Source organism: Selenomonas sp. oral taxon 136 (assembly GCF_001554015.1).
Taxonomy (GTDB): Bacteria; Bacillota; Negativicutes; order Selenomonadales; family Selenomonadaceae; genus Centipeda; species Centipeda felix.
In genome coordinates this window covers 736,356-761,528 of the sequence record NZ_CP014239.1, presented here as the reverse complement: position 1 = coordinate 761,528, position 25,173 = coordinate 736,356, and the positions used below count along the sequence as shown (strand labels likewise).

At 58.3% G+C, this 25,173-nt stretch carries 26 protein-coding genes and 1 pseudogene; 24 read left to right on the top strand and 3 right to left on the bottom strand.

Translation table 11 applies throughout. From position 1 onward, the window contains the following. Window positions 1-18: 18 nt before the first annotated feature. The 7 genes from AXE86_RS03480 (at window position 19) to AXE86_RS03450 (ending at window position 5,099) form a co-directional block, all read left to right on the top strand. Window positions 19-903 (top strand): hypothetical protein, encoded by an 885-nt coding sequence (locus AXE86_RS03480; protein WP_061944726.1) that lies wholly within the window; start codon window positions 19-21, stop codon window positions 901-903. Window positions 904-924: 21 nt separating this feature from the next. Beyond that, on the top strand, window positions 925-1,851 hold the full coding sequence (gene metA / locus AXE86_RS03475; protein ID WP_061944724.1) for a homoserine O-acetyltransferase MetA: 927 nt from the start codon (window positions 925-927) through the stop codon (window positions 1,849-1,851). A gap of 102 nt (window positions 1,852-1,953) precedes the next feature. Further along, on the top strand, window positions 1,954-2,562 hold the full coding sequence (locus tag AXE86_RS03470) for a hypothetical protein (RefSeq protein WP_061944722.1): 609 nt from the start codon (window positions 1,954-1,956) through the stop codon (window positions 2,560-2,562). 139 nt (window positions 2,563-2,701) lie between these two features. Further along, entirely contained in the window at window positions 2,702-3,613 is a 912-nt protein-coding gene (locus tag AXE86_RS03465) for a hypothetical protein (RefSeq protein WP_061946925.1), read from the top strand. Between the two features lie 133 nt (window positions 3,614-3,746). Then, entirely contained in the window at window positions 3,747-4,052 is a 306-nt protein-coding gene (locus AXE86_RS12855) for a hypothetical protein (protein ID WP_198145284.1), read from the top strand. Between the two features lie 14 nt (window positions 4,053-4,066). Beyond that, window positions 4,067-4,585: a YbjN domain-containing protein gene (locus AXE86_RS03455; protein WP_039981101.1), complete on the top strand. Its 519-nt coding sequence runs from the start codon at window positions 4,067-4,069 to the stop codon at window positions 4,583-4,585. A gap of 28 nt (window positions 4,586-4,613) precedes the next feature. Next, window positions 4,614-5,099 (top strand): YbjN domain-containing protein, encoded by a 486-nt coding sequence (locus AXE86_RS03450; RefSeq protein ID WP_009753049.1) that lies wholly within the window; start codon window positions 4,614-4,616, stop codon window positions 5,097-5,099. Between the two features lie 99 nt (window positions 5,100-5,198). Here AXE86_RS03450 and AXE86_RS03445 read toward each other — a convergent pair whose 3' ends face one another. Further along, a complete protein-coding gene (locus AXE86_RS03445; protein ID WP_061944716.1) occupies window positions 5,199-5,924 on the bottom strand; it encodes a flagellar brake protein in 726 nt (241 codons plus the stop codon). 373 nt (window positions 5,925-6,297) lie between these two features. Here AXE86_RS03445 and AXE86_RS03440 point away from each other — a divergent pair, with 373 nt between their 5' ends. The 6 genes from AXE86_RS03440 to AXE86_RS03415 all read left to right on the top strand — a co-directional run bounded on the left by AXE86_RS03440 (window position 6,298) and on the right by AXE86_RS03415 (window position 10,940). After that, window positions 6,298-6,753: a YaaR family protein gene (locus tag AXE86_RS03440; protein ID WP_009753047.1), complete on the top strand. Its 456-nt coding sequence runs from the start codon at window positions 6,298-6,300 to the stop codon at window positions 6,751-6,753. After that, window positions 6,753-7,796 (top strand): DNA polymerase III subunit delta', encoded by a 1,044-nt coding sequence (gene holB / locus AXE86_RS03435; RefSeq protein ID WP_061944713.1) that lies wholly within the window; start codon window positions 6,753-6,755, stop codon window positions 7,794-7,796. The genes AXE86_RS03440 and holB overlap by 1 nt, the downstream gene beginning before the upstream one ends. Before the next feature lie 186 nt (window positions 7,797-7,982). Further along, window positions 7,983-9,050 (top strand): PSP1 domain-containing protein, encoded by a 1,068-nt coding sequence (locus AXE86_RS03430; protein WP_061944710.1) that lies wholly within the window; start codon window positions 7,983-7,985, stop codon window positions 9,048-9,050. Continuing rightward, entirely contained in the window at window positions 9,043-9,780 is a 738-nt protein-coding gene (locus tag AXE86_RS03425; RefSeq protein ID WP_061944707.1) for a tRNA1(Val) (adenine(37)-N6)-methyltransferase, read from the top strand. The genes AXE86_RS03430 and AXE86_RS03425 overlap by 8 nt, the downstream gene beginning before the upstream one ends. A gap of 22 nt (window positions 9,781-9,802) precedes the next feature. Beyond that, window positions 9,803-10,735 carry a CtkA family protein gene (locus AXE86_RS03420; protein WP_061944704.1) on the top strand — a complete coding sequence of 311 codons (933 nt, stop codon included), beginning with the start codon at window positions 9,803-9,805 and terminating at the stop codon, window positions 10,733-10,735. Continuing rightward, complete coding sequence (locus tag AXE86_RS03415; protein ID WP_061944701.1) at window positions 10,725-10,940, top strand: hypothetical protein; 216 nt, start codon at window positions 10,725-10,727, stop codon at window positions 10,938-10,940. The genes AXE86_RS03420 and AXE86_RS03415 overlap by 11 nt, the downstream gene beginning before the upstream one ends. A 65-nt stretch (window positions 10,941-11,005) precedes the next feature. Here the strand turns inward: AXE86_RS03415 and AXE86_RS03410 are convergent, their stop codons facing one another. Beyond that, window positions 11,006-11,404, bottom strand: coding sequence for a thioesterase family protein (locus AXE86_RS03410; RefSeq protein ID WP_061944698.1), 399 nt, complete (start codon window positions 11,402-11,404; stop codon window positions 11,006-11,008). Window positions 11,405-11,476: 72 nt separating this feature from the next. Next, window positions 11,477-11,599: pseudogene (locus tag AXE86_RS13075) on the bottom strand (secretion protein HlyD); the annotation flags it as partial. Window positions 11,600-11,840: 241 nt separating this feature from the next. Here AXE86_RS13075 and AXE86_RS03405 point away from each other — a divergent pair. From AXE86_RS03405 to leuB, 11 genes are all read left to right on the top strand, one after another. Further along, window positions 11,841-16,805 (top strand): autotransporter outer membrane beta-barrel domain-containing protein, encoded by a 4,965-nt coding sequence (locus tag AXE86_RS03405; RefSeq protein WP_061944695.1) that lies wholly within the window; start codon window positions 11,841-11,843, stop codon window positions 16,803-16,805. Between the two features lie 343 nt (window positions 16,806-17,148). Then, window positions 17,149-17,463: a hypothetical protein gene (locus tag AXE86_RS03400; protein ID WP_006690187.1), complete on the top strand. Its 315-nt coding sequence runs from the start codon at window positions 17,149-17,151 to the stop codon at window positions 17,461-17,463. A gap of 47 nt (window positions 17,464-17,510) precedes the next feature. Further along, the gene (locus AXE86_RS03395) at window positions 17,511-18,491 is read left to right on the top strand and encodes a diaminopimelate dehydrogenase (RefSeq protein ID WP_061944692.1); all 981 of its coding nucleotides are present in this window, start codon (window positions 17,511-17,513) and stop codon (window positions 18,489-18,491) included. Between the two features lie 91 nt (window positions 18,492-18,582). Further along, window positions 18,583-19,209, top strand: coding sequence for a class I SAM-dependent methyltransferase (locus AXE86_RS03390; protein WP_061944689.1), 627 nt, complete (start codon window positions 18,583-18,585; stop codon window positions 19,207-19,209). 116 nt (window positions 19,210-19,325) lie between these two features. Beyond that, on the top strand, window positions 19,326-20,252 hold the full coding sequence (locus tag AXE86_RS03385; RefSeq protein ID WP_061944686.1) for a hypothetical protein: 927 nt from the start codon (window positions 19,326-19,328) through the stop codon (window positions 20,250-20,252). A 137-nt stretch (window positions 20,253-20,389) separates the two neighbouring features. Beyond that, entirely contained in the window at window positions 20,390-20,920 is a 531-nt protein-coding gene (gene ilvN, locus AXE86_RS03380; protein WP_061944683.1) for an acetolactate synthase small subunit, read from the top strand. Further along, a complete protein-coding gene (gene ilvC, locus AXE86_RS03375; protein ID WP_061944680.1) occupies window positions 20,901-21,914 on the top strand; it encodes a ketol-acid reductoisomerase in 1,014 nt (337 codons plus the stop codon). The genes ilvN and ilvC overlap by 20 nt, the downstream gene beginning before the upstream one ends. Window positions 21,915-21,970: 56 nt before the next feature. Then, the gene (locus AXE86_RS13070; protein WP_232294941.1) at window positions 21,971-22,099 is read left to right on the top strand and encodes a secretion protein HlyD; all 129 of its coding nucleotides are present in this window, start codon (window positions 21,971-21,973) and stop codon (window positions 22,097-22,099) included. 174 nt (window positions 22,100-22,273) lie between these two features. Then, entirely contained in the window at window positions 22,274-23,536 is a 1,263-nt protein-coding gene (gene leuC, locus AXE86_RS03370; RefSeq protein WP_061944677.1) for a 3-isopropylmalate dehydratase large subunit, read from the top strand. After that, a complete protein-coding gene (locus AXE86_RS03365) occupies window positions 23,536-24,039 on the top strand; it encodes a 3-isopropylmalate dehydratase small subunit (protein ID WP_061944674.1) in 504 nt (167 codons plus the stop codon). Before leuC ends, AXE86_RS03365 begins: the two co-directional genes overlap by 1 nt. Continuing rightward, the gene (gene leuB / locus AXE86_RS03360; RefSeq protein ID WP_061944671.1) at window positions 24,029-25,102 is read left to right on the top strand and encodes a 3-isopropylmalate dehydrogenase; all 1,074 of its coding nucleotides are present in this window, start codon (window positions 24,029-24,031) and stop codon (window positions 25,100-25,102) included. The genes AXE86_RS03365 and leuB overlap by 11 nt, the downstream gene beginning before the upstream one ends. Window positions 25,103-25,173 lie beyond the last annotated feature (71 nt).

Here is a 25,173-nt window from a genome sequence, read left to right as displayed (position 1 = left end):
AAGAGAGGAGAGCAACGGATGAGTGCAGTGAGATCGTTTTGGATGGGGGCGGCGACGCTCCTCCTTTCCCTGCTCATGTTCTGCCCTGCGGTGCTTGCCGACGAGGGGCAGACGTGGGTCTGGCTGAGCTCGAACGACAGGTACTCGAAATACTACGCACCCGCCTCTGTCCACATCGCCCAGAGTGTGGCGACGAGTGACGGCAGAGCGGTGGCGACGGAGATCGAGGCAGAGATCAAGACCTCGTTCAGTTATGAGGGCGCGGAGGAGACCATCCGCAACTACAAGATCGACCACGTTATCCCAAATCCCGCGCAGCTCTCGTACTCCGTTGCGCAGGTGCGCGTTGTACCGCAGAGCCGTACGCTGCAGTACCTCGGTGAGACGTTCTACGACAGCGCCGGCAAGGTGCTCTGGTCGAAGGGTGAGGGCAAGGAAAAGGAGATGAACTCCCAGCAGTTCGATGAGGAGTTCTATGCAGCCATCATCGACATGGTGTTCCATCAGGGGGAGATGCAGCGCCTGCGTGCGGAAGACCGCTGGATCCTGCTTTGGTCGGATGAAACGTCCGGGGTCAAAACGCAGGTGACGGCAGACACCTCGACCATGCGCCGCATGGGGGACAATCTTGTCTTCTGGGCATGGACGGAGGTGCGGGGTGCCGACGGAAAGGCTCTTGAGATCAAGTTCGACAAACGTGCAGTGAACCTCCCACAGGGCACGGAGCGCATTGTCACGGGGCGCTATTGGTCGCCGCAGGCGGGCTGGCAGGCACTCGACGACGGCTATGAGGGAGCGTACCGCATGATTAACCGTGACGCACCCGAGGAGCGCGGGCTTGTCCGTCTGCGTGCCTTTGCTGACGGCTACAGCACGTGGGTGACGCGCTATCAGGTTCGATAATATCCATGGGAAGGGAAAAATATGCCGATTAAGATACCCAACAATTTGCCCGCCACGAATGTTCTCGAGGGGGAGAACATCTTCGTCATGAACGCAGCGCGCGCCTACAGTCAGGATATCCGTCCGCTGCGGCTGCTCATTCTGAATCTCATGCCGATCAAGGAGGTGACGGAGACACAGCTTCTGCGCCTCCTCGGCAATACGCCGCTGCAGGTGGAGGCTGACTTCATCTATACGGAGTCCTACGTCCCGACACATACGTCACGCGCCTATCTCTCAGAATTTTATGGAACGTTTGCCGAGGTGCGCCATAAAAAATACGATGGCTTTATCATCACGGGGGCGCCGGTCGAGCAGTATGCCTTCGAGGAGGTCGCCTACTGGGACGAGGTCGCAGAGATCATGCAGTGGAGCAAGAAGCACGCCTTCTCGACGTTCCACATCTGCTGGGGCGCGCAGGCGGGGCTCTACTATCACTACGGCATCCCGAAGCACTGGACGGAGAAGAAGATCTTCGGCGTCTATGAGCACCATCGCTGTGTGCAGCATGAGAGCCTCCTGCGCGGCTTTGACGATATTTTCTATGTGCCGCACTCGCGCCATACGGAGACGCGCCGTGCCGACGTCGATGCCGTGCCCGAGCTGACCGTTCTCGCCGAGGGCGATGCAGGCGTCTACATCATCGCGAATCTGCGGCGGCGGCAGTTCTTTATCACGGGGCACGCCGAGTACGATCCACTGACGCTGAAGGCGGAGTATGACCGCGACCGCGCGGCGGGGATGAACCCTGATATCCCGCTGAACTACTACCCCGACGACGACCCGAGCCGTCCGCCCGTCGTGCGCTGGCGCAGCGTCGCACATCTGCTCTTTGCGAACTGGCTGAACTACTACGTCTATCAGGGTACACCATACGAGCTGGACAGCCTTGACAACGCGGAGGACTGAGAAGCGGCGAAATATTGCAGCATCCGGAATGTTCAGCGAAAATTCAGCTTTTGGTACTACCATAGTATTCGTTGATAGAACAATACGATGGGAGCGATCGATTTGCAGAAACGATGGGGCGCAGTGCTGGCCGCCTGTGCCGTCCTGTTCATGGGCGTCCGCTCCGCCGATGCGGCAGAGGCGATTCCCAAAAACATCTACGAATGGGTGCAGTCCACAGCGCGGCAGGGCTACTACTTCAACAAGGAGTACATCCAGTACGCCGCCGATGCGCACGGCTACATCGACCTCACGAAGATCCTCGTGCCGACGCTGCGCGTCTACGATAATATCCAGATCCAAGATGTTGTCTCGAAGCGCCGCTGGCGGATGCTCCCGCTCGAGGGGTACGGTGACCTCTCGGGCGCGGCGGAGTATCTTTTGATCGACCTGCGCGCGGGCACGGTGCGCGTGACGGCGCATGAGGATCTGGACAGCGCGTGGGGGACGATCTCGCGCGAGGAGAACGCGAAGGAGTTTACCCTCGCCTCCCTCTCGGACAAGGACGTGGAGAAAAAATTTTTTAATGCAATTATTTCCTACGCTGCGGCCCATCAGGAGGAGCTCATCCACCGCTCGAAGGGGATACTGAGCGATGCTGACCGCAAAATACTGGCGGAACAACAGGCAAAGGCGGCGAAAGAACAGAAAAAAACCGCCAAGCATCCATAAAGCAAGATAAAACGATAAAATATGGAGCGTCCCACTGATATCAAGGAGGGACGCTTCTTTTTATTTGGGAGTCTCTAGCTTTTTTTTTGAAAACAAAGTATAATAGGGATGAGCCTACTAGGAGGAGGATGTGACGCGCATGACAGACAAGGAATGGATGCAGCATGAGCTGAACCGCATGGTGAAGGCGGAGGGCGGTAAGATCAGCGTCGAGCGTATGACCGAGATTGTCTCGGAACTCAGCCGGCGGCTGCGCGAAAATCCGAACCTGCCGCGTGAGATGAACACGCTTACGGCGGATGAGTTGATTGCACGCGCACGCAAGGCGTCAGGCGAGGAGCGCTACCGCATCATCAAGCGTGTTCTGCGCATCGAGCCGGAAAACATCACAGCGGCGTGCATGCGCGTGGAATATCTGGCCCGCAATGCCGATGACCGCGTTCACCACTACGAAGACCTGGCACGCAAGGCAACGGCGCGTCTTACGGAGGAGGGGCTCTTCGCTGAGGAGAACATCGGCAAGTTCTGGTCAATGCCGCAAACAAAGCCCTATATGTTCCTCCGACTTTCCTATTTGGAGGCTCTGCTCGCCGCACGTAAACTTCGTCTTGCAGCGAAGGAGTGCAAAGAGATGCTGCGGCTTTCTGAACACGATGGCCTTGGGCGCCGCTACCAGCTCATGTTCATCTACGCCGCAATGGAGGAGGGCGATGCAGCGATTGAACTGTATCAGCGCTACGAGGAGGGCGTGGCGATGATGTACCTGCCGCTCGCGATGCTCTTCTATCGCCTCGGCAAGATGAAGATGGCGCGCAACTTCCTGAAGGAGCTCGCCGCCGTTAACCTCGATACGGAGGAATTCTTCGAGCGCGGCGTGCGCGGCGATCTGCCGAAGCGTGCGCCGGGACGCTATGCCGGCTCCTTCGCCATCGGTACGATGGAGGAGTTCGGCGAGGCGGTGACGGACAATGCCTTTGCCTTTGTCGGGATGGACGCATTCTTCGCCTGGGGGCTGAGCGAGCTGCGCGCGGGCGTGGCAGAGGGGGCATAGCACAGAACACGTGTCGGCCGGAGCTCTGTTTCTCGCGGCGGAGCGCACTGCGGCAGTGCAGGGATGAGCAGTGCACATGGGGGTGTGCACATCTCGTCCCCGGACTGCTGCAGTGCCGGCATAGCGATTTATTTTGGAGACGCACGACGCGGAACAGATGCGGGGGGCATCGTTCCGCCGTGCCGATGCAGTAGTGGCAAAAGGGGAGGAAATCACGCAAAAACGTCAAGTTCTCATCGCAGATCTGGAGTGTTTGGGGGACATGGACGCACAGCCGTGTCACTTCGATGTACGCGGTACCGCGGCGATCGATATGCGAATGCATATTGGCTTTATTGCTCCGGCATCATTGGGAATTACGGGTGATCTCAGCATCGTTTGCTGCACATCTTACCGCGATTTCTACGTATATGGGGACGATGCCCTCAGCAGAGGGTGAATATGGAGGGGACAATGGGACTCTTTGATGGATTTAAAGGCGGTGAGCCGGTCGACATGGGCATTCGCAGTGCCATCAAGGCCGAGCTCGATCGCCGTGAATGGAGTTATGAGGAGAATGAGGAGAGTGACGAGACGCGCAAGGAAGCCTACTTCTATATGCGCAATGAGCTCGAGAATGACGAGCCCGTCACCGTCGTCATTGCCGTGCGCGAGTACAATCACGCGGACGGATTCATCAAGATCAAGATTTATGACATCGCCTATCTCGAGGAAAACGGGAACCGCGCGGAGCTGCTCGCGAAGCTCAATGAATGGAACGCCGAGTACCGCTTTGTGAAGTTCTGCCTCGACGGCGATCGGGATGTGGTCGTCGATATCGACCTGCCGCTCGATCTCCACAACGGTGAGTTCAAACCGGATGCCGTCATTGCAATGATGGCGATCGGGATGCGCGTCGTGGAGCAGGTTCATGAAAGTCTGATGGGACTGTGCGAACGGGGGCACCGCCCGCACGCACAGGCGTCGGAATGATACGCACATTGAACGGAGGATTATCTGTATGGGACTTTTTGACGGCTTCAGCGGAAGCGAAGAAGGGCTCAGAAATAGTGCATACGAGGCGATTAAGACAGAATTTGACAAGCAGGAGCTGAGCTACGGCGAGGATACCTCCGAAGATGGTGAGGATCATATCCTGCGCATGCGGCAAAAACTGGATAATGGCAGCGTCGTGAGCATTGCCATCGTGGTAACGGAAAACGGCGATACGAACGACTTCATCAAGATCAAGTATTTTGACCTAGTGCGGCTCGGCGAGAAGGCGGAGCCGACGGTCTTTCACGAAAAACTCAACGAGTGGAACAGCGAGTACCGCTATGTGAAGTTCGTGGTGGACGACGATCAGGATGTCGTGGTGGACATCGATCTGCCTCTCGATCTGCACGTCGGCGCTTTCCAGGTGGAGAGCTTCATGTCGATGGTCGGCGTCGGACTCCAAGTGATCGAGGAGGTCTACCCGGAACTCATGAAGCTGCGGTGGTCGTGAGCGCGGCAGATGCGGCGCGCATCGCCGCATCCGAGGACAATGAAAAAGAGCTGTAACGCGAAGGATTTCCTTCTTGTTACAGCTCTTTTCTTATGCTGCTCAGCCCCGTTTGGTATGATCGATCTGCGGTACTTTTAGCCCTTTGCGCAGGTAGCTCTGCTGCAGCTGGTAGATGCTCTGGACAAGATGCTCGCGCTCGCGCGGCGTCAGTGTGGTGAACTCGACGCCGATGTGGTACGTTATGCCGAGGTTCGTCTCGATGGGCGTGGAGCGGCGGATAGCGCCCTCCGTCTCGAGTGTGCCGATATGTGGCAGGTCGGGCACGCGCACGACGACGGGCGCGTTTTCGAGCAGTTCCTCCTCGTGGACGAAGCAGAGCCCGCCCCCGCTGATATCGATGAGGTGCATCTCACGGAAGTTCTTGAGACTGCCGTGGTCGCCTGCCAGCTTTACCTCGATACTCATCGGGATGGGGACGCGGACGAAGTCGCGCAGCTGGATGCGCTCGGCACTCTCGGGGAGATCGAGGTACCAGATGGTGTCAGGCAGCTGCGATGCCGAACGATAGGCAACGGTGAAGTGATAGACGCAGCCCGGACCCGTGAGGTGGCATGGGAAGAGATACCCCGCCTCAGGTGTGTTGACGAACTTTCCGACGGGGATGTTGAGACGTACGCTGAGCGCCCCCTCAGGTGCGCCGGCTGCCTGCTCCTCCTCGTTGAGTTCGAGTGATCCGTAGTAGTCGATGTCAGTTTCGGGGTCAATGATATGGATGGAAGCGTCATGCTTTAACAGTGCCGTGAGCTTTTCTCCTTCGAGTGTCATGGTGTCTGTCCTTTCTGTCGTTCATTCCATTATCATATCGACAGCGGATTGCACTTCCTTAAGGAAGCGCTGATAAATTCGGCACAACCATCTTGACGTATCTTTTTCGCCCGTTTTTCGTTAGCAAATCCTCCACATAGCCCCCGCTATGCGTCCGGTTTGCTGCCTCAATCGGACAAAAAATCTACGCCAATCTGGCAGACTTCATTTTATCAGCGATTCCTTAAGGTGCTTTTCATGCTTTGACTTTGATGCGGGTTCAAGCTATAATAACTATGGAAGTTTGTCCCCATTTGGTAGGGGAATGGGAATGCGGTCGTAACTCCGTGGATGGGGGACGCGCGCACCATGACAAAGGGAATGGGTGAGTGCCATGGCAATGAAGATAGACAGCACGATTTCGCAGAGTACGTCCATGACGATGCCGCGTGCGGCAAGTGATGTGGGCGTGCGCGGCGCAGCGGCGGATTTCGGTACGGAGCTGGCGGATCAAAAGTCCTCCATGTCACGCGAGGCGATGGATCGGCTGCTCGAAAAGATCGACGAGCAGGGAGCACGGCTCTCGAAGTCGCCGACCTATGAGGAGCTGCGCTCCTATCGTGCGCTCATACAGAGCTTTATCGGCGAGGCCGTCGATGGGATGTACGAGCTGCATACGCAGGCGGGCTGGGATCGCCTCGGTCGGCAGAAGGTCTATACCTCCGTGCGCAAAATCGACAAGAAGCTCGAGGAGATGGCGGAGAAGATACGCCTTGGTCAGGCGGATCAGCTGAGCATCATCGCGAGCCACGATGCCATACGCGGGCTGCTCGTCGATCTCTATATGTGATGGCAAAGGCAAAGGAAATCCCCGCCGCCGCTGAGGAGCGTGAGCCGTTCCCCCGCGATTGGTCGGACATCCGCGGTCATGCGGCGGTCATCGCCCGCCTGCGTCATCTCGCGGTGAACGGACGCCTGCCGCACGCCCTGATGCTTACGGGGACGGAGGGTGTCGGCAAGCGCCGGACGGCACATGTGCTTGCGCGGACACTGCTCTGCACGGCAGGGGGAGATGCGCCCTGCGGGCACTGTGATTCCTGCCGTACGATGGCGGCGGGCGTGCATCCCGACTACTTCGAGGTGAGCCCTGAGTCGCGCGGCAAGAGTGCGGCCATGATCCGTGCCGACGCGGTGCGCGACATCCTCATCGCGGCGAGTGAGTCGCCGCGGAGTGCGGATCGCCGCATCATCCTCATCGACGATGTGCACTGCATGAATGAGGTCGCGGCGAACCGCCTGCTCAAGACCCTTGAGGAGCCGCCCGCGACGGTGCTCTTTCTGCTCGTGACGAGCGCGTGGGATGCCGTCCTGCCGACCATTCGCTCCCGTGCGGTGCGTATTGCCTTCGGCACCGTGCCGCGTGCGGAGATCGCAGCGGAGCTGCAGGGGCGCGGCATAGAGGATGCAGAGACCATCGCCGCCCTCGCGGACGGCAGCATCGGGCGTGCCGAGCGGCTCGCGGCGGAGGGGCTTTCCCTGCGCGACGATGCGCTCGCCTTTCTCACCTCGCTCAGCGCACTGCGCGTCGAGGAGCTGTGGACGCGCGCGGAGGAGCTCGGTGCGCGTCCCTATGAGGAGCGCAGTGCATGGCTCGGCTATCTGCAGATGGCGCTGCGCGACCTGCTCGTCCTGCGTGAGGACGCGGGCGCGGAGCTGTACCACGGAGACCGCCGCGCCGACCTGACGTCACTCCTCTCTGCGATGCCGCGGTCGCGTGTCCTCGCGCTCATGGAGGAGGCGGGAACGCTCCTGCGCCGCCTCGGTGCGAATGTGAACCCTGCCTTGCAGGCGGAGGCGTTCTTTCTGCGTGCACGGCAGGCGGCGCAGGATTGAGATGAAGAGATGCACTTCATGGGTGGAGAATACTGCCACTCTGGTCTCCCGCAGTGTGGGAGATGGTAAAGTGAAGGGAAGTTTTCGCATCAGTCTGAAATAGTGTGCCCTTAGCCTCCCATGCAGAGCGGGGGAGGGGGACCGCGGAGCGGTGGTGGGGGCACTCCTTATACCTAGGAGGAACACTTGCAAACGGTTGTTGGTGTCCGCTTCAAGTCGGCGGGCAAAATCTATACATTTGGACAGGGACGGCTCTCGCTCGCCGAGGGCGACTACGTCATCGTGGAGACCACGCGCGGCATGGAGTGCGGCAAAGTCGTCGTCGCGCCCCACGATGTCCCCGATGAGGCAGTCCCGCCGCATCTGCGCGTCGTACATCGCCTTGCCGATGCCTCCGATCGCGCCCGCGTCGAGGAGAACCGCGCTCGCGAGATCGAGGCGCGCACGGTCTGTGAGGAGAAGATTCGGCAGCTCGGGCTCAAGATGAAACTCGTGAGCGTCGAGCTGACCTTTGACCTCTCGAAGATGCTCTTTTACTTCACGGCGGACGGACGTGTGGACTTCCGTCAGCTCGTGCGCGAACTGGCGAGCGTCTTCCGCACGCGCATCGAGCTGCGCCAGATCGGCGTGCGCGACGAGGCGAAGATGATGGGCGGCATGGGCTGCTGCGGGCGACCGCTCTGCTGTGCCACATTCCTCGACGACTTCGTGCCCGTCTCCATCCGCATGGCGAAGGAACAGAACCTCTCCCTCAACCCGACGAAGATCTCGGGGATCTGCGGACGGCTCATGTGCTGCCTGAAATACGAGAGCGAGGGCTACGGCTGCGGCGGCTGTATGTGCATGAAAAAGAAAGAAGAGTATGTCCCCGCGCAGAACGACCGCGTCGTCGCCGACGATGGTGAGGGACGTGTCGTCTCGGTGCATGAGCAGCGACGGACGGCGACCATCCTCCTCGACGACGGCAAGACACTCGTCTCCGCATGGGAGGACATCGTCCGCGTGGAGGAGGATGACGAGGGCTCGATGCGTCCCATGCCCGCCGCGCGCGCAGAGCGCCCGCCGCGTGAGCGCGGAGAGCGCAGGCAGCGTCCGGCAAATCGCCGCCGTGAGCGCGGCGAACGCGGAGAGCGCAGTGACCGCCCGCCGCGTCCATCGGCGAAGGGCGAGGGCGGAAAGCGGCGGACGCAGAGCGGACGTCGTTCCCGCCCACAGCAGCGTCCACCCCGTCCGAATAGTGTCTCGGATGAGTGATCTGCGCCATCCGCAGGAACGGCTGGACGATCTCTGTACAGGCGGACGGCGCATCATCCAGCGCACGGATCTGTTCTGCTTCTCCATGGACGCTGTCCTTCTCGCACACTTTCCGACACTCACGGGGCGCGAGCGCGTACTCGACCTCGGCACGGGAACGGGCATCATCCCACTCCTCATCGCCGACCATGCAGCGGCAGTGACGGCGGTCGAGATCGACCCCGTACAGGCGGAGCTCGCCGCACGCAATGCGGAACTAAACGGACTCACGGAGAAAATCACCGTGCGGGAGGGCGACTATCGCGACCCTGCCGCACTTTTTTCGTGTGCGGTATACGATATCGTCTTTGCGAATCCTCCCTACCGCCCCGTTGGGCGCGGCGCACTCAGCATGGGCGCGCGTGCGGCGGCACGGCATGAGCTCACGGCGACGCTCGCCGACGTCATCCGTGCGGCGGCGTTTGCCCTGCGCCATGGCGGCAGACTGGCGATGGTACACCTCCCCGAGCGGCTCGGCGAGATCATCCCCGCGCTTCATGCGGCAGGGCTTGCCATGAAGCGTCTGCGCATGGTACAGCCGCGCGCCGACCGCCCGCCGAACCTCCTCCTCATGGAGGCAGTGCGCGGTGCATCGCCCGCAGGACTGCGCCACGAGCCGGCACTCATCGTCCGCGACGCAGAGGGGCGCTACACGGACGAGATTCGCGCCATCTACGGGCAGGAGATGTGAAAAAGAATGGGGGGTGTCACGAATGGAGTGCATAAACTTTGATGGTTATGAACAGAATGATCGCATGTACGGCGGGCTTTCCGGAGCAAAAATTGGAATTTGCTATCATGGTGCAAACTATATCCTGAAATATCCGCAGAACCTCAAAGAACGTCACTTTAACAACGTTGCGATGAGCTATTCGACATCGCCGATTTCTGAGTATTTGGGGTCGCACATCTACGAGCTTTTTGATCTCCCTGTACATGAAACTTTGCTCGGAATGCGTCGAGGAAAACCTGTCGTTGCGTGTCGGGATTTTCTTGGTCAGGGGGATCGTCTCTTTGAATTTCGCGAAATAAAAACAACATTTGAATCGCCGGGAGGGGAAATCAGCGGCAGTGAGACGAGTGGGAGCGGTGTCGAGCTGTGTGACATCCTGCGGGTCATTGATGAGCATCCTCTGCTTCGCAGGATATCGGGCGTCAAAGAGCGCTTCTGGCAGATGTTTGTTGTCGATGCTTACATCGGGAACATGGATCGCAACAATGGAAACTGGGGCGTGATCTCCCGATATGATGGACGGATCGAATTAGCGCCTGTCTACGATAATGGTGCCTGTCTGAACAACAAATGGGATGAAGCACGGATTCAGTCGATTTTGGACGATGCGTCAAAAATGCGTGCGCAGGCATATCGTGGTGTCGTCAATATCTTTGAACAGAATGGGAAGAGAATCAATCCATTCCAATATATTGCCGAGATGCGCAACGAGGACTGTGCGCGTGCTGTTGCTCTGCTCGTGCCGAAGATGCAGATGCACGATGCAGCGATCCATGCATTGATCGACGAGGTGCCGGTACTTACGTCTGTGCAGAGAAATTTCCTGCATCGTATTCTCTCGCTGCGCCTGCATGAATCACTCGTTCCTGTATATGAACAGATCACGAAGGGGGAAGGTGGGCATGTACATTGACAACACGATTTCTTTGCCGGAACATCTGCCCCGCTATCTGCTTCGTGACGTAGAAGTCTTGCAGGAATACTATGACAGTGGAAATGATGCCTACTTTTATCCCTATCTTGATGCGTTTGAGGCGGGGGTACATCAGTGCTATGCAGATCGACAGATCACAGAGGAGGAGGCGCATCGACTCTTGCGTCGCTACGGTATTGGGTAAACAGTATTACAACAACGGCAGAAAAATCTCCGCTTTGGCCAACGGTCAAAGCGGAGATTTTTCTGTTATTTCTTCCCCTCTGCCTTTGCCATAAACTTCTGGACGGCAACGGCAAAGCGCGTGTGCGTTCCTGCGCCGATCTCCTCGCGTGTGTCGTACGCCGTGACCTTCAGCGTGACGGCGCGTCCGTCCACTGCCGTCACCTCGGCGACAGCGCGCACGTCAAGCCCCACGGGGGTCGCTGCCTTGTGCTGGATCGCGATCTCGGTGCCGACCGTCGTCCACCCCTCGGGGCATCCCGCCGCACACAGCTCCGCCGCCGCACGCTCCATCAGCGCCGCCATTGCGGGCGTTGCATAGACCGCGAGCGAGCCGCTCCCGACCGTCGCCGCTGTATTCTCCTCTGTGACCGCACCGTGTACCTCATGCGTTGCACCGACGTGTATTTTTTCGTTGAACTCCATAGCGAACCTCTCTTTCTGAGCCCATGATTCTTTTTCATTATAATCACCTACGCTGTCGTTGTCGATAGGTAAAGGAAGCACTGATAAATTCAGCACCGCCATCTTAGCGCATCTTTTTTGCCCGCTTTTTGTCGGCAAATCCTCCACATAGCTTTGGCTATGCGTCCGGCTTGCCTCCTCAATCGGACGAAAAATCTACGCCAATCTGACGGACTTCATTTTATCAGCGATTCCTAAAGAATACTATTGCGAACATAGTGACGAAGATTAAGAATAGATACACAACAACGAGATGAGCGTTAGGAAAAGCCTTGCTACATAAAAATATTCGGTGTATAATTCAATGTTAAGGGAGTGGACTTAGTCCGACCTAGACGAAAGTAACAGAACGTGTGTTTACTATGTCGGTCGAAGTGCTTTATGAGGAGGAACTGTGATGACAGGATTGAAGGATCGGCAGAGACTGGCGCTCTATGTAGCGCTCGGTCTCTCCGCAGGAAGCGGGCTCACGCTCGACGCATCGACGGCGTATGCGAGTACCATTCCGGCGGATACGACAACGCCGTATGCGGACGGCGTCTCTATGGGGGCAACCAACGGCAATAAACTCACTATCGGTGCGGTAGGCGGTGATCCGGCAAATCATACCGCACCGATGGAGCATCCTGTCATTGGCAAGGACGTCGTCGGTGGTATCGCGAATGACGCACGCGGGAACGATATTATCATCGAAAGCATCAAGGCCGTCGATGCGGACTATGGTCGTGTCTACGGCGCACATGCGGCAGGGACAGTCGAAGGTAACAGCATCAAGTTTCATGGCGGCGTGGTCAATGAGCTGATCGGCGCAGAGAGCACCTCAACCGGTACTGCGGGCACACATGGTGCACAGCGCAATATTGTTACTGTCACGGGTGGTAAGGTTCAAGGTAATGTGACCGGCGGTATCGGCGGTACGTATTCCAGTGTCAATCATAACATCGTATCGATCTCAAACGGCGAGATTGAGGGTCAGGTCAATGGTGGTGCGGGCGGCGATAATGCCACTGTCACCGGCAACGAAGTTACCATTTCGGGTGGCAATCTGACGACCGTCAACGGTGGTATCGGCAAGAATGGCTCGACGGTCAACGATAATACCGTCACCGTCACGGGCGGTACCTTTGGAGCGGGCAGCAGGATTGTCGGCGGCGAAACGGGAACGACCTCTACAAAATCGAATGCGAATAAGATCATCCTCGGCTCGGCGGAGGGTGCGTATACGGCACAGCTGGATCACACTGAAATCTGGGGCTCTCGTTACGATACGGCTGGTGTGATTGCAGGAAGTGAGGTTGACGAGCGCATCAAGGAAAATACGCTCACCGTCAACGCACAGAATGTCGCCGTCGATAAGGTACGCAACTTCGAGAAGTATAAGTTCAACCTGAATAAGGGCGTGGGCGAAAACGCCACCATGCTGACGGTTGCAGATGCGAACGGGTTCGGCAATGGGGCGAATGTGCAGTGGAGTGACATTCAGCTCGATGCAGCGAAGTGGAATGACGTAAAGAATACAGATGACAGCAGTACGCACTATGGAAAAAGCGGCACGGTAACGCTCATCAAGACCTCGGGCAACAATCGTCATCTTTCTATTCATAATAGCAAGGCTGAGGCGCTGACCCGCACGGGTCAGAGCGGCGACTTTGAGTACAAACTCGCGACAGATAATGCTACTGCTGTGGCGACGGCAGGCGGGTCTGTTTCGGTTGCTCGTGTCGAGGCGACGCTGAACCGCATCCAGAATGCAGATGCGGTCTATGCGGGGTCTGCGCCGGATGCAGACAATGCCGTGCGCGGCGGCTACTCCGAATACGGTCATGATGTGACGAAGAACATACTGGAGGTCACTCATCTCCCGTCGGCGGGACTGGGGGCTGCCTATGGCGGCGAGGTCGCGGGTCTTGCAGGTTCTTTGTTCGGCAATATGCTTGACATTACGGGGACGGATGATCATACATCACCCACACCTGTAACACGGACACTGACGAATGCCTATGGCGGCGCGATCACGAATGCCAATAATGCGGGTGCGGTTGGCAGCTCTGAGGAACATCGAGGAAATCGCGTAGCCGTCAGCGGTGGGCAGGTGACGAATGTCTACGGCGGCTACACGGTGGGTGCGGGCAACGTGCAGGGAAATGCGGTATATGTTGCAGGTGGTACGGTGACGAATGTCTACGGCGGTGCTGTGGACAAGGTGGATGCTGCGGCGACGAAGAACAAAGTTCAGGTGCGCGGCGGTAAGGTGACGGGCGAGATTGCAGGCGCACGTGCCGTGTACGATACGACGCCCACGGCGACGCATACGCTCTCGAACGGAAATAATGTAATGCTTGGCGCGGAGGAGCCGACCAGCGCGTTGGACATGAACGTTGCAGGCGCGTCCATCTACGGGACGGACTACCGTGACGTGACGTCGGGAGTTACAGGAACACCGGAGCTGACCTTTGACAGCGCCAGCGACCAGATCAAAGGCAACGAGTTGACCGTCACGACGACAGGTGTATCCGCGAAGAAGGTTCGCAATTTCGATTCGTATACCTTTATCCTCGGCGACAATTTCGAGAACAAAGATACGATGCTCACGCTCACCGAGGCGGGCGGATTTGGTACAGTCTCGGTAGCATCGAATCCTCCTGTGAAGGTTGACTGGACGAAAGTCAAGGCAAATACCTCCAAGCTGACCGATCGGCGTGGAGGGGGCATCCACGGCAGAAATACCTTCACACTGATGCAGGAAGCCGTGCCGGGCACAGGAACAACGATCTCCTATCCCAACGATCTCGCCTTCGCAAACTATGCAGATACGGCGGGGCTCGCGGAGATCGACCGCGTCTACGAGAAAAAGATGACGGCAGATGGCGCACCCGTTGCTGCAGGCTCGACGGATCGGTCGGTAAATAAGGTGCTGCTTGAACTGAACCGTTTCCGCGACGATGAGGTGACCCATGACGGTACAGCAGCACCAGCGCCTGCTGAGGTATACGGCGGCTACTCCGGCTACGATCATACGGAGAAGGACAAGGACGGGCATGACATCACTGTCGGCACGATAACCGAGAGCAATATACTGAACATCACAGGCGTTGCCCATGGTACGCATGATCTCAAAGGATTCGGCGGCTATACGGCGGGTGCTCATGGCGGTTCAGTGAACAATATTGTTAATGTCGATGTGGATGAACTGCCCAATCATGTGGCGTCAGGCGAGCTGTACTCTGTTTATGGCGGCTATGCAAAAGGCGCAAATGCCGGCATTGTATCTGGCAATACAGTACGTTTCTCGCAGGGCGCAACCCTCAAAGACCTCATGGGCGGCTACATTGATTCGACAAATCTGCCTACCGGGACAACCCCTCCGACATCGGATGTCGTCGATAACCATGTGATTATCACAGGCGGCACGGTCGGCGGATCGTATCCTCATGGTACCAGCGGCGCAGCGGTCAACTATCTTGGAAGTGTCTATGGCGGGCGCACGGACGGTACGGGCGATGCCCATGAGAATACAGTCTATGTCAACTCGCCTGTCGTGATGAATGCAGCGACGCCTACAGAGCGGGATGCGACAATTATCGTTGACAAAATGGTTGGCGGCTATGGTGCCACGGCGACAGACAACGATGTCACTATTCTTTCGGGCACGGTCAAGGGCACTGTCTACGGTGGTTATGCAACGACGGCGGGAACGCCGGAAGTACCAGCAGGTGTCGGGATCTCTGCGGTTCCTGAAATTTCCGCAGTGCGCAACAACACTGTTACAATTGGAGATAAGGCAGAAATCAAAGGCGATGTCTACGGTGCCTATGCTGCAGCGGATGCGTCGAACATGACGGCTGCGACGGACAGCAATACCATTAACCTCTATAAGGCAGTCATCTGCGGTACGATCTACGGCGGCATGGCACAGGATGCAGCAGGACATGATGTTGTCAGCGGCAAGAATAATACGCTCGCAGTCCATGGATACGACTCCAAGGCTGGCGATTTTGCAGGGGTACAGAACCTCAACTTCTACCTGCCGGAGGATGTTAAGAATGATCCGCTGAATGATGTCAATGCACCGACCATGCTGAAACTTACCAACGTGACGAATGTCGATGCAAATGGCAAGAAGGATCTCAGCAATATCAAGGTCGGTGTGGAGCTTGATGCACGTCGCGCAGTACTGCACAGCGGTGATAATATCAGCCTGATGACAGCATACAATGCGAATACACCGGTGGAGCTTACGCCGGATCATCTGATCAAAGCACCGGCAGAGGGGCATCAGGATGCTCTGAGGTATAAATTCGAGCTCGTTACTGTGCCGGCGGCAGATGCTGTGGCAGTTCCGACAACGACAGGCGGAACTGCTGCGGTGAACAACAAGCTGATTGCAAAGGTCACCGAGGCTGCACTTGACCCGCAGACTAAGTCTCTCGTCGAGACGCGTGCGGCATCAATGGCGTTCATCAACAGTGGATCCGATCTCCTGACGGACGCTGCGATGACAGCGGCGATGGAGGCTGCGGCAACGCCTGCCTCTGAGTCGCAGGCAGGACGCGCCCGTGTCGACGGAACACCGAAGGAGTACGGTATGTGGGCGGTGCAGAACGTCTCGTCCATGCGCCTCAATTCCGGCTCGCATGTCGATGCAAAGGGCTGGGGTCTCAATCTCGGCTTTGCAAAGCAGCGCGTGTCGGGACGCAATACGCTTACGTATGGCCCGTTCGTCGAGTACGGAAAGGGCTCGTACGACTCCTATCTGGACGACGGTCTGCACGGCAGCGGCGACATGGACTATCTCGGCGTGGGCGTTATGGCGAAGTCGCAGAGCCAAAACGGTGCATACGTTGAGGGCAGTGTTCGCGTCGGCCGCGTAAAGAGCGACTATGCAGGGACAATTGCAGATACGCATCGGACGTACGACAGCAGCAGCACCTACTACGCCGGACATCTTGGTGTCGGGCAGGAGAAGCAGCTGAAGAACGGCAATACGATTGATACATACGCGAAGTATTTCTTTGCTCATCAGGGTGGGGATACGGTGCGTCTCAGCAACGGTGCTGTCTACGACTTCGATGCGGCGAATTCGCATCGCATCCGCTTCGGTACGCGCTACACCTCGAAGAAGGGCGACGCATCGTTCTACACAGGGCTTGCCTATGAGTACGAGTTCGGCGATGATTTTGCGGCATCCTATCAGGGCTACAATACGCCAAGCCCGAGCCTTACGGGCGGCACGGGCATCCTTGAGCTGGGCTATCGCTTTGCCCCGCAGAACGGCCGTGCAACGTACGGCATCCAGCTGATGGGTATGACGGGCCAGCGTCGGGGCATCTCTGGCGGCGTCCAGATGCACTGGGCGTTCTAATACGTTAAACAATATCGACACAATAAACGAGGGCCGTGATACGATTCCGTATCACGGTCCTCGTTGTTATTTGACCGTTCCTTCTTTACTGTGCCGCCGTTTCCTTTTGGTAGAGTGCGGTGAGCGCATCCTGCAGCACCTTGGCGACGCTGCGTTTTTTCTGCGCGGCGAAGGTGTTCAGTCATCCTCACCCATCGCGGGGGCGGGGTCGCATGGATGATTCGGTATCGTGCATTTCTGCCCGGAATAAATTTCTGCCCCTCTGTTGCGCGTATGAGAGAATCGTTCTATAATAAGATGCGTCCTTCACTGGGACAAAAAATTTGAATACGAGGTGATATGCGTGAGTGATACATACAGTGTCGCCATCAGCTATGGCGATGTTCTCGGTTGGATTGACTATGACGGCAGTGCACGATGTGCAGAGGTTCATCTTGCTGATGAGAAGGGGCGTACGGCGGTGGAGGAGTTCCTCGCCAAAGACCATGAGGTCGAGGTACCGCACAAGACGCTGATGGACTTTACGAAGGAAACGATCACGCCGCTCGCGGACAAAGAGAGTCTGACGCTCGCGCTGACGCGCCTGTGGAATGATACGGGCGTGCAGGTGGACTGGTCGCGGCCGGTGGACTACGTGAAGGAACATCCGCATTACTAAAAGCTAGTGCAGATTCTATGCCGTCAGGGGACGGCAAGGGAGGAAATATGATTCGCATTGGTATTCTTGGCTATGGCAATCTCGGACGCGGCGTGGAGTACGCCGTCGAGGCCAATCCTGACATGGAGCTGGCCGCTGTATTTACGCGCCGCGATCCCGCGTCGGTGAAGCCGCGCACGCAGGTGCCGGTGGTGGCGGCATCGCAGGCGGCAGAGTGGAAGGACAAGGTGGATGTGCTCATTCTCTGCGGTGGCTCGGCGACCGATCTGCCGAAGCAGACCCCGGAGTTCGCGAAGCTTTTCAACGTGGTGGACAGCTTTGATACGCACGCCAATATCCCGACGCACTATGCGGCGGTGGATGCGGCGGCAAAGGCGGCAGGGCACGTCGGTGTGATCTCGGTCGGCTGGGATCCCGGCATGTTCTCCCTCGCACGTGTCTATGCGAATGCGGTGCTCACGAACGGAGCGGACTACACGTTCTGGGGGCGCGGTGTCAGCCAGGGGCACTCGGATGCGATCCGCCGCATCCCGGGGGTGAGGGATGCCAAGCAGTACACCGTGCCTGTCCCGGCGGCACTCGAGGCTGTCCGCAGCGGCTCGAATCCGACGCTCACGACGCGCGAGAAGCATACGCGTGAGTGCTATGTCGTGCTCGAGGAGGGCGCGGATGCGGCGGCGGTCGAGAAGGCGATCGTGACGATGCCGAACTACTTCTCCGACTATGATACGACGGTGCACTTCATCAGTGAGGAGGAGCTGCAGCGCGACCATGCAGGGCTTGCGCACGGCGGTTTCGTCATCCGCTCGGGCGCGACGGGGGAGAACAATGCGCATAAGCATGTGATCGAGTTCAGCCTGAAGCTCGATTCGAACCCCGAGTTCACGGCATGTGTCCTTGCTGCATACGCGCGTGCGGCATACCGACTCGCCGCTGAGGGCGCAAAGGGGTGCAGGACCGTGCTCGATATCGCGCCGTGCTATCTCACGGCGCAGACGGATGCGGAGCTGCGCAAGGCGCTGCTGTAAAATTCAATTGGTTTGTTTCGGTGTCTCGTGCAGCTTTGTACGGGGCACTTTTGCATCGGTACTGCGGTGTTCGCAGAAAGGAGGTGCAGTCATGGGACTGCTCCGTAAATTTTTCAGCAATACGGGAAAACCTCAGGGGACGATGGGAAAAATCGTCGTCGCTATGATGAATCGTGGACATGCGGGGATTGCAGCGTGGGGATTTTCGCATCTTGATCTGCAAGGGAGCGAGCAGGTGCTTGACTGCGGCTGCGGCGGCGGTGCAAACATCGCCGTATTCCTGCGGATGGTGGACGAGGGGCATGTGACGGGGCTGGACTATTCGTCCGTCTCTGTGGAGAAGGCGCGTGAGGTCAACCATGCGGCGATTGCGGCGGGACGCTGTGAAATCGTGCAGGGTAATGTGCAGGAACTGCCGTTTGATGACAGTCAGTTCGATGTTGTGACGGCGTTCGAGACGGTATATTTCTGGCCGGAGATTGCACGCTGCTTTGCACAGGTGCACCGCGTACTGAAGTCCGGCGGTATGTTTATGATTACAAATGAGACGAGCGGCAAGACGAAGAGTCATGAGAAGTGGCTGAAGATTGTCGACGGCATGTCCGTCTATACCGGCGAGAAACTCGAAAGCCTGCTCAGGGGCGCGGGATTTGCGCGCGTGGAGATCGACGAGGATTTGGCGCATGACCGTCTGAACGTTCGGGCGTATAAGGCGTAATAATCGTTTTGACATCATAAAAGCGTCCTGTGATCGGCGGGACGCTTTTTCTGTTTCGCCGAAGAGATTTTTCTGCTATAGTAGAGAGAGCAATTTGATGAGAAAGGAGCCCTGCTATGGCGATTACACCGCCGACACCGCCGACGCCCCCGACACCGCCGAAGATCACACTCGGGGATGCGGCGCGCGACGCACAGGCAAATCAGACGCATACAACGGGTGATGCGCAGGCGGAGCAGCAGGCGCGTGACTCGGTCGCGCAGGGGAACGGTGCGCTCTCCAAGACGACGACGGGCGCACCGCAGGATGGTAAAGCACAGACAGGAAAGACGGGCAATGCGGGCACGCGTTCCGATGCGGCGAAGGGCGATCACGTCAGTACGTCTGCGTCGCGTGTTGACCACGGCACGAAGGCGGATGGACAGACGGGCGCAGATGTCGCGAACGGGCTGGATATGGCACAGGAGAATGCGGCACTCAAGCAGCAGCTCAGCCAGACGGGGGCTGAGCCGCCGCCAAAGTCCTATACGGCGGCCAGCGGTGTCTACTGGGCGGGGATGATCGTCCTTGCGGCGGCAGTCGGGGCGTTTCTCTTTTTCCGCTTCTTTCGGAAAAAGGAGAATGCACAGGCGGCAGAGCCGTCGCTCGGCGAGCGTATTCTCGCTCATGAGAGCGAGCCGCAGGAAGCACCGCCGCCGCGCGCTCATGAGGATCTCCTCACGGCGGCAGAACAGGTACGGCAGAGACGCACGCCGCAGGGCGAACTTCTTCCCGAGTACACAGGGCTGACGGCGGGGGAGGTACTGGAGCGCTTGGCAGGAGAGGATCACACCGTACCTGCGCCCTCCTCGCCGCCTGTACATGCGCCGAGGCCGCCGCGCCGTGCACCGGCCGCACGTCCTGCGGCGGCAAAGCCCAACGTACCTGCCGTCCCGCCAAAGGAGGTGCGCATGCCGCCGCCTCTCACACCTGCTCCAACAGCGGCACAGAAGGACGATGCGCCGCCGGAGGGGAATCAGCCGCATTTTGAGGTGCGGGTATGAAAGGACGATCTGCGTGCACGTGTATTCATGTGCGCAATGGGGTCTGCATGGAAAAATCTATTGACAAATAGAGGCGCGGAGGCGATAATAAAGAAGTTTTCCCGAGAAGAACATGCTGAGGAAGGAGGCGGATGACCATGAAACATGTGCTGTCCGTCTTTGTCGCGAACCAGACGGGGGTTCTGGTGCGTGTTGTCAGCATGTTCTCGCGGCGCGAGTTCAACATCGACAGTCTGGCTGTCGGTGTGACGGAGTCGCCGGATTTCTCACGCATCACGGTGGTGATGCACGGGGATGGGAATATCGTCGAGCAGATGATCAAGCAGCTGGAGAAGATGCCCGTCGTGCGGGCTGTCCGGCGTCTGGACGAAAAGAGCGCGGCATGCCGCGGCATGACGCTCATCAAGGTGCGTGCGGGCGATGAGAATCGCCTCGATGTACTGAAAATGGGCGAGCTGTTCCGCGCACATGTCGTCGATGTGGAGTCCTCCTCGATCATCTTTGAGATCACGGGCGGAGATGACAAGGTGACCGCATTCCTAAAGGTGCTGAAGCCCTACGGTATTGTCGAGGTCATCCGCACGGGGCTCATCGCGCTCGAACGCGGAGAACGCACCATATATGAACACTGTGAGGAGAGGGAGTACTATGGCAAAAACTTACTATGACCAGGACGTCAACTGGAGTGCAATCGAGGGCAAGACGATTGCGATCATCGGCTATGGCAGTCAGGGTCATGCGCATGCACTGAACCTCAAGGAGAGCGGCCTCGACGTCGTTGTTGGTCTCTACGCGGGCTCAAAGTCCAAGGCGAAGGCTGAGGCACATGGTCTGAGGGTCACGTCGGTTGCCGATGCGGTGAAGCAGGCGGATGTCACGATGGTCCTCATCCCTGATGAGAAGCAGGCGGATGTCTACAAGGAAGAGATCGGCCCGAACCTCAAGAAGGGCAGTGCGCTCGCTTTTGCTCACGGCTTCAACATCCATTTCAAGCAGATCGTTCCGCCCGAGGGCGTCGATGTGTTCATGGTTGCGCCGAAGGGACCCGGTCACCTCGTCCGCCGCACGTTCGAGGAGGGCTCGGGCGTTCCGGCTGTATTCGCTGTCGAGAAGGACGAGACGGGCAAGTGCTTCGATCTCGCGCTCGCCTATGCACGCGGCCTTGGTGCGACGCGTTCCGGTGTGCTCCAGACGACGTTCCGCGATGAGACGGAGGAGGATCTGTTCGGTGAGCAGTGCGTCCTCATGGGCGGTGTCTGCCAGCTGATGCAGACGGGCTTTGAGGTGCTCGTCGAGGCGGGCTATCCGCCCGAGATGGCATACTTCGAGTGCTTCCATGAGATGAAGCTTATCGTCGATCTCTGCTATGAGGGCGGCATGACGAAGATGCGTCAGTCCTGCTCCGATACGGCGGAGTATGGCGACTACATGGTCGGACCGCGCATCATCACCGAGGAGACGAAGAAGGAGATGAAGAAGGTTCTGAAGGAGATCCAGGACGGCACGTTCGCGCGCAACTGGCTTCTCGAGAACCGCGCTGCCGGACGTGCGAACTTCCTCGCACAGCGTCGTCTCCACAAGGAGCATCAGATCGAGCAGGTCGGTGCACAGCTGCGCAATATGATGCCGTGGCTGCGTGACAAGAAAGAGCTCAATTTCTAAACGATACATGTATTTTAGGAATCGCTGATAAAATGAAGTCTGTCAGATTGGTGTAGATTTTTTGTCCTGTCAAGGAGACAAACCGGACGCATAGCCAAAGCTATGTGGAGGATTTGTCGACGATGGCAGGGCGAAAAAGATGCGCCAAGATGACAGGGCTGAATTTATCAGTGCTTCCTTTATGAAAAAGAAGTCTTTCCGCACGGAGAGACTTCTTTTTTCAAAGGAGAGCTTTTTCCTGTCTGCTCCGCGCGAATGCCTCGTGATGCAAGTCTAAATACCAACCCACTTGTTTTAATAGAATTCACATAGGAGCACGGCAGGGAATGATTGCCATATCGTAATTTCAGGAGGGCTGTATGGGCATGAACATGAGCGAGAAAATTCTCGCACGCCATGCGGGGCTTGACCATGTGGAGCCGGGGCAGCTGGTTGTCTGCCAGCTCGACATGGTGCTCGCAAACGATGTGACGGGTCCCCCGTCCATCAAGGAGTTTGAAAAGACGGGACGCCCTGTCTTTGATCGGACGAAGATCGCGCTGATTCCCGACCATTTTCAGCCAGCGAAGGACATCAAGTCCGCAGAGCTGGCGAAGATCATGCGCGACTTTGCGCACAAACATAACATCCTGCACTACTACGAGCAGGGACGCGTGGGCATCGAGCACGTTATCCTGCCCGAGCGCGGCATCGTTGGGCCGGGCATGCTCACGATCGGCGCGGACTCGCACACCTGTACCTACGGTGCGGTGAACGGGTTCTCGACGGGCGTCGGCACGACGGATCTCGCGGTCGGCATCGCAACGGGCGAGGCATGGTTCAAGGTACCCGAGGCAATCAATGTGCACCTGACGGGGAAGAAGCCGCAGGACATCAGCGGCAAGGATGTCATCCTTACGCTCATCGGCATGATCGGCGTGGACGGTGCGCTCTACAAGAGCCTTGAGTTTACGGGCGAGGGTGCTGCGTCGCTCTCCATGACCGACCGTCTGACGATTGCCAATATGGCGATTGAGGCGGGGGCGAAGAACGGCATTTTCCCGTATGATGATGTATGCAGGGCGTACGTCGAGGGACGCATGACGAAGCCGTTCGCGCCTGTGGCTGCCGACGCTGATGCGTGCTATGCGCAGACGGTGGAGATCGACCTCAGCGCACTGCGTCCCGTCGTCTCGTTCCCGCATCTGCCCGAGAATACGAAGCGTGTCATGGACATCGGGGCGCCCATCGCCATCGATCAGGTCGTGATTGGGTCGTGCACGAACGGACGTCTTGAGGATATGGAGATTGCGGCGTCGATTCTGAAGGGCCACAAGGTGCATGAGCGCGTGCGCTGCATCGTGATCCCGGGCTCGCCGTACGTCTATGAGGAGTCGATGAAGCGCGGCTATCTGGCGATCTTCATGGAGGCGGGGGCGGCGATTTCGACGCCGACCTGCGGTCCGTGCCTCGGCGGCTATATGGGCATCCTCGCGGCGGGCGAGCGGTGCGTCTCGACGACGAACCGCAATTTTCGCGGGCGCATGGGTCATGTGGACAGCGAAGTCTATCTCGCGGGGCCGCATGTCGCGGCGGCGAGTGCAATACTGGGGCGGATTGCGGCCCCTGAGGAGGTGGCGTGATGTTCGAGGGAAAGGTTTGGCGCTACGGCGATAACATTGACACGGATGTCATCATCCCTGCACGCTATCTCAATACGTTCGAGCCGAAGGCACTCGCGGCGCACTGCATGGAGGACATCGACACGACGTTCGCGGGCAGTGTGCAGCAGGGCGACATCATGGTCGGCGGAAAGAATTTTGGCTGCGGCTCCTCGCGTGAGCATGCCCCGATTGCCATTGCGGCATCGGGCATTCCCGTCGTGATTGCGGCAAGCTTTGCGCGCATCTTCTACCGCAACGGCATCAATATAGGTCTGCCGCTCCTGGAGATCGGCGATGATGTGGAGAAGATCCGCGCGGGCGACCGTCTGCGTGTCGATACGGAGACGGGAACAATTGAAAATCTGACGACGGGTGATACGTTCCATGCGCATCCTCTGCCGGGCTTTGTGCAGGATATTGCGCGTGCGGGCGGTCTTCTGAACTATATCAAGGAGAACGGGGGATTTCGTCATGGGGTATAAGATTGCGGTCGTCCCGGGCGACGGCATCGGGCAGGAGATCACGAGTGAAGCCGTACGCGTCCTGAAGGCTGTCGATGCGAAGTTCTCACTCGGACTTTCCTATGAAACGCGCGATGCGGGCGGCACGGCGTACGATGCATACGGTACGCCGCTGCCCGAGGATACGCTCGCCGTCTGCAAGGCATCGGACGGCGTGCTCTTCGGCGCGGTCGGCGGGACGAAGTGGGATGCGGTGGAGCCTGCACTGCGTCCTGAACGCGCCATCCTCGGTCTGCGCAAGGGCCTCGGACTCTATGCGAATCTGCGTCCGGTCAAGGTGGCGGATGCGCTCATCGAGCACTCGCCGCTGAAGCCCGATCTCGTGCGCGGTGTCGATCTCGTCATTGTGCGCGAGCTGATCGGCGGCATTTATTTCGGCGAGAAATGTGAGTCGGAGCAGGTGGACGGCGTGGAGCGTGCGTGGGATATGGAGAACTACTCCGTGCCCGAGGTGGAGCGCATCGCACGCCTTGCGTTCGAGACGGCGCGTCTCAGACGCTCCAAGGTCACGTCCGTGGACAAGGCGAACGTGCTGGCAACGTCGCGGCTCTGGCGGCGTACGGTGGCGGCACTGGCAAAGGAGTACGCAGATGTGGAGCTCGATCATCTCTACGTCGATAACTGCGCCATGCAGCTTGCCGTGCGCCCGACACAGTTCGATGTCGTCGTGACGGGCAATCTCTTCGGTGATATTCTCTCCGATGAGGCGGCGGTGGTCGGCGGCTCGATCGGTCTTATGCCGTCGGCGTCGATCGGGACGGGCACGAGTCTCTTTGAGCCGATTCACGGCAGTGCGCCCGACATCGCAGGGAAGGGAATCGCAAACCCGCTCGGGACGATCCTCTCGGCGGCGATGCTGCTGCGCTATGCGCTCCATGAGGAGGAAGCGGCCGCCGCCATCGAGGCGGCGGTGGATGCGGCACTCGCCGATGGGATGCGGACAGCGGATATCTACCTTGCGGATACGGGCTGCACGAAGGTCGGTACGCAGGAAATGACGGATGCGGTGCTCAGACACCTGTAAGGAGCTGCCCTATCGGCACGGTGTGCTGCTTCTCTGATATGCTGTAAATGGTTCCCCTGCCGCGGGGGCTT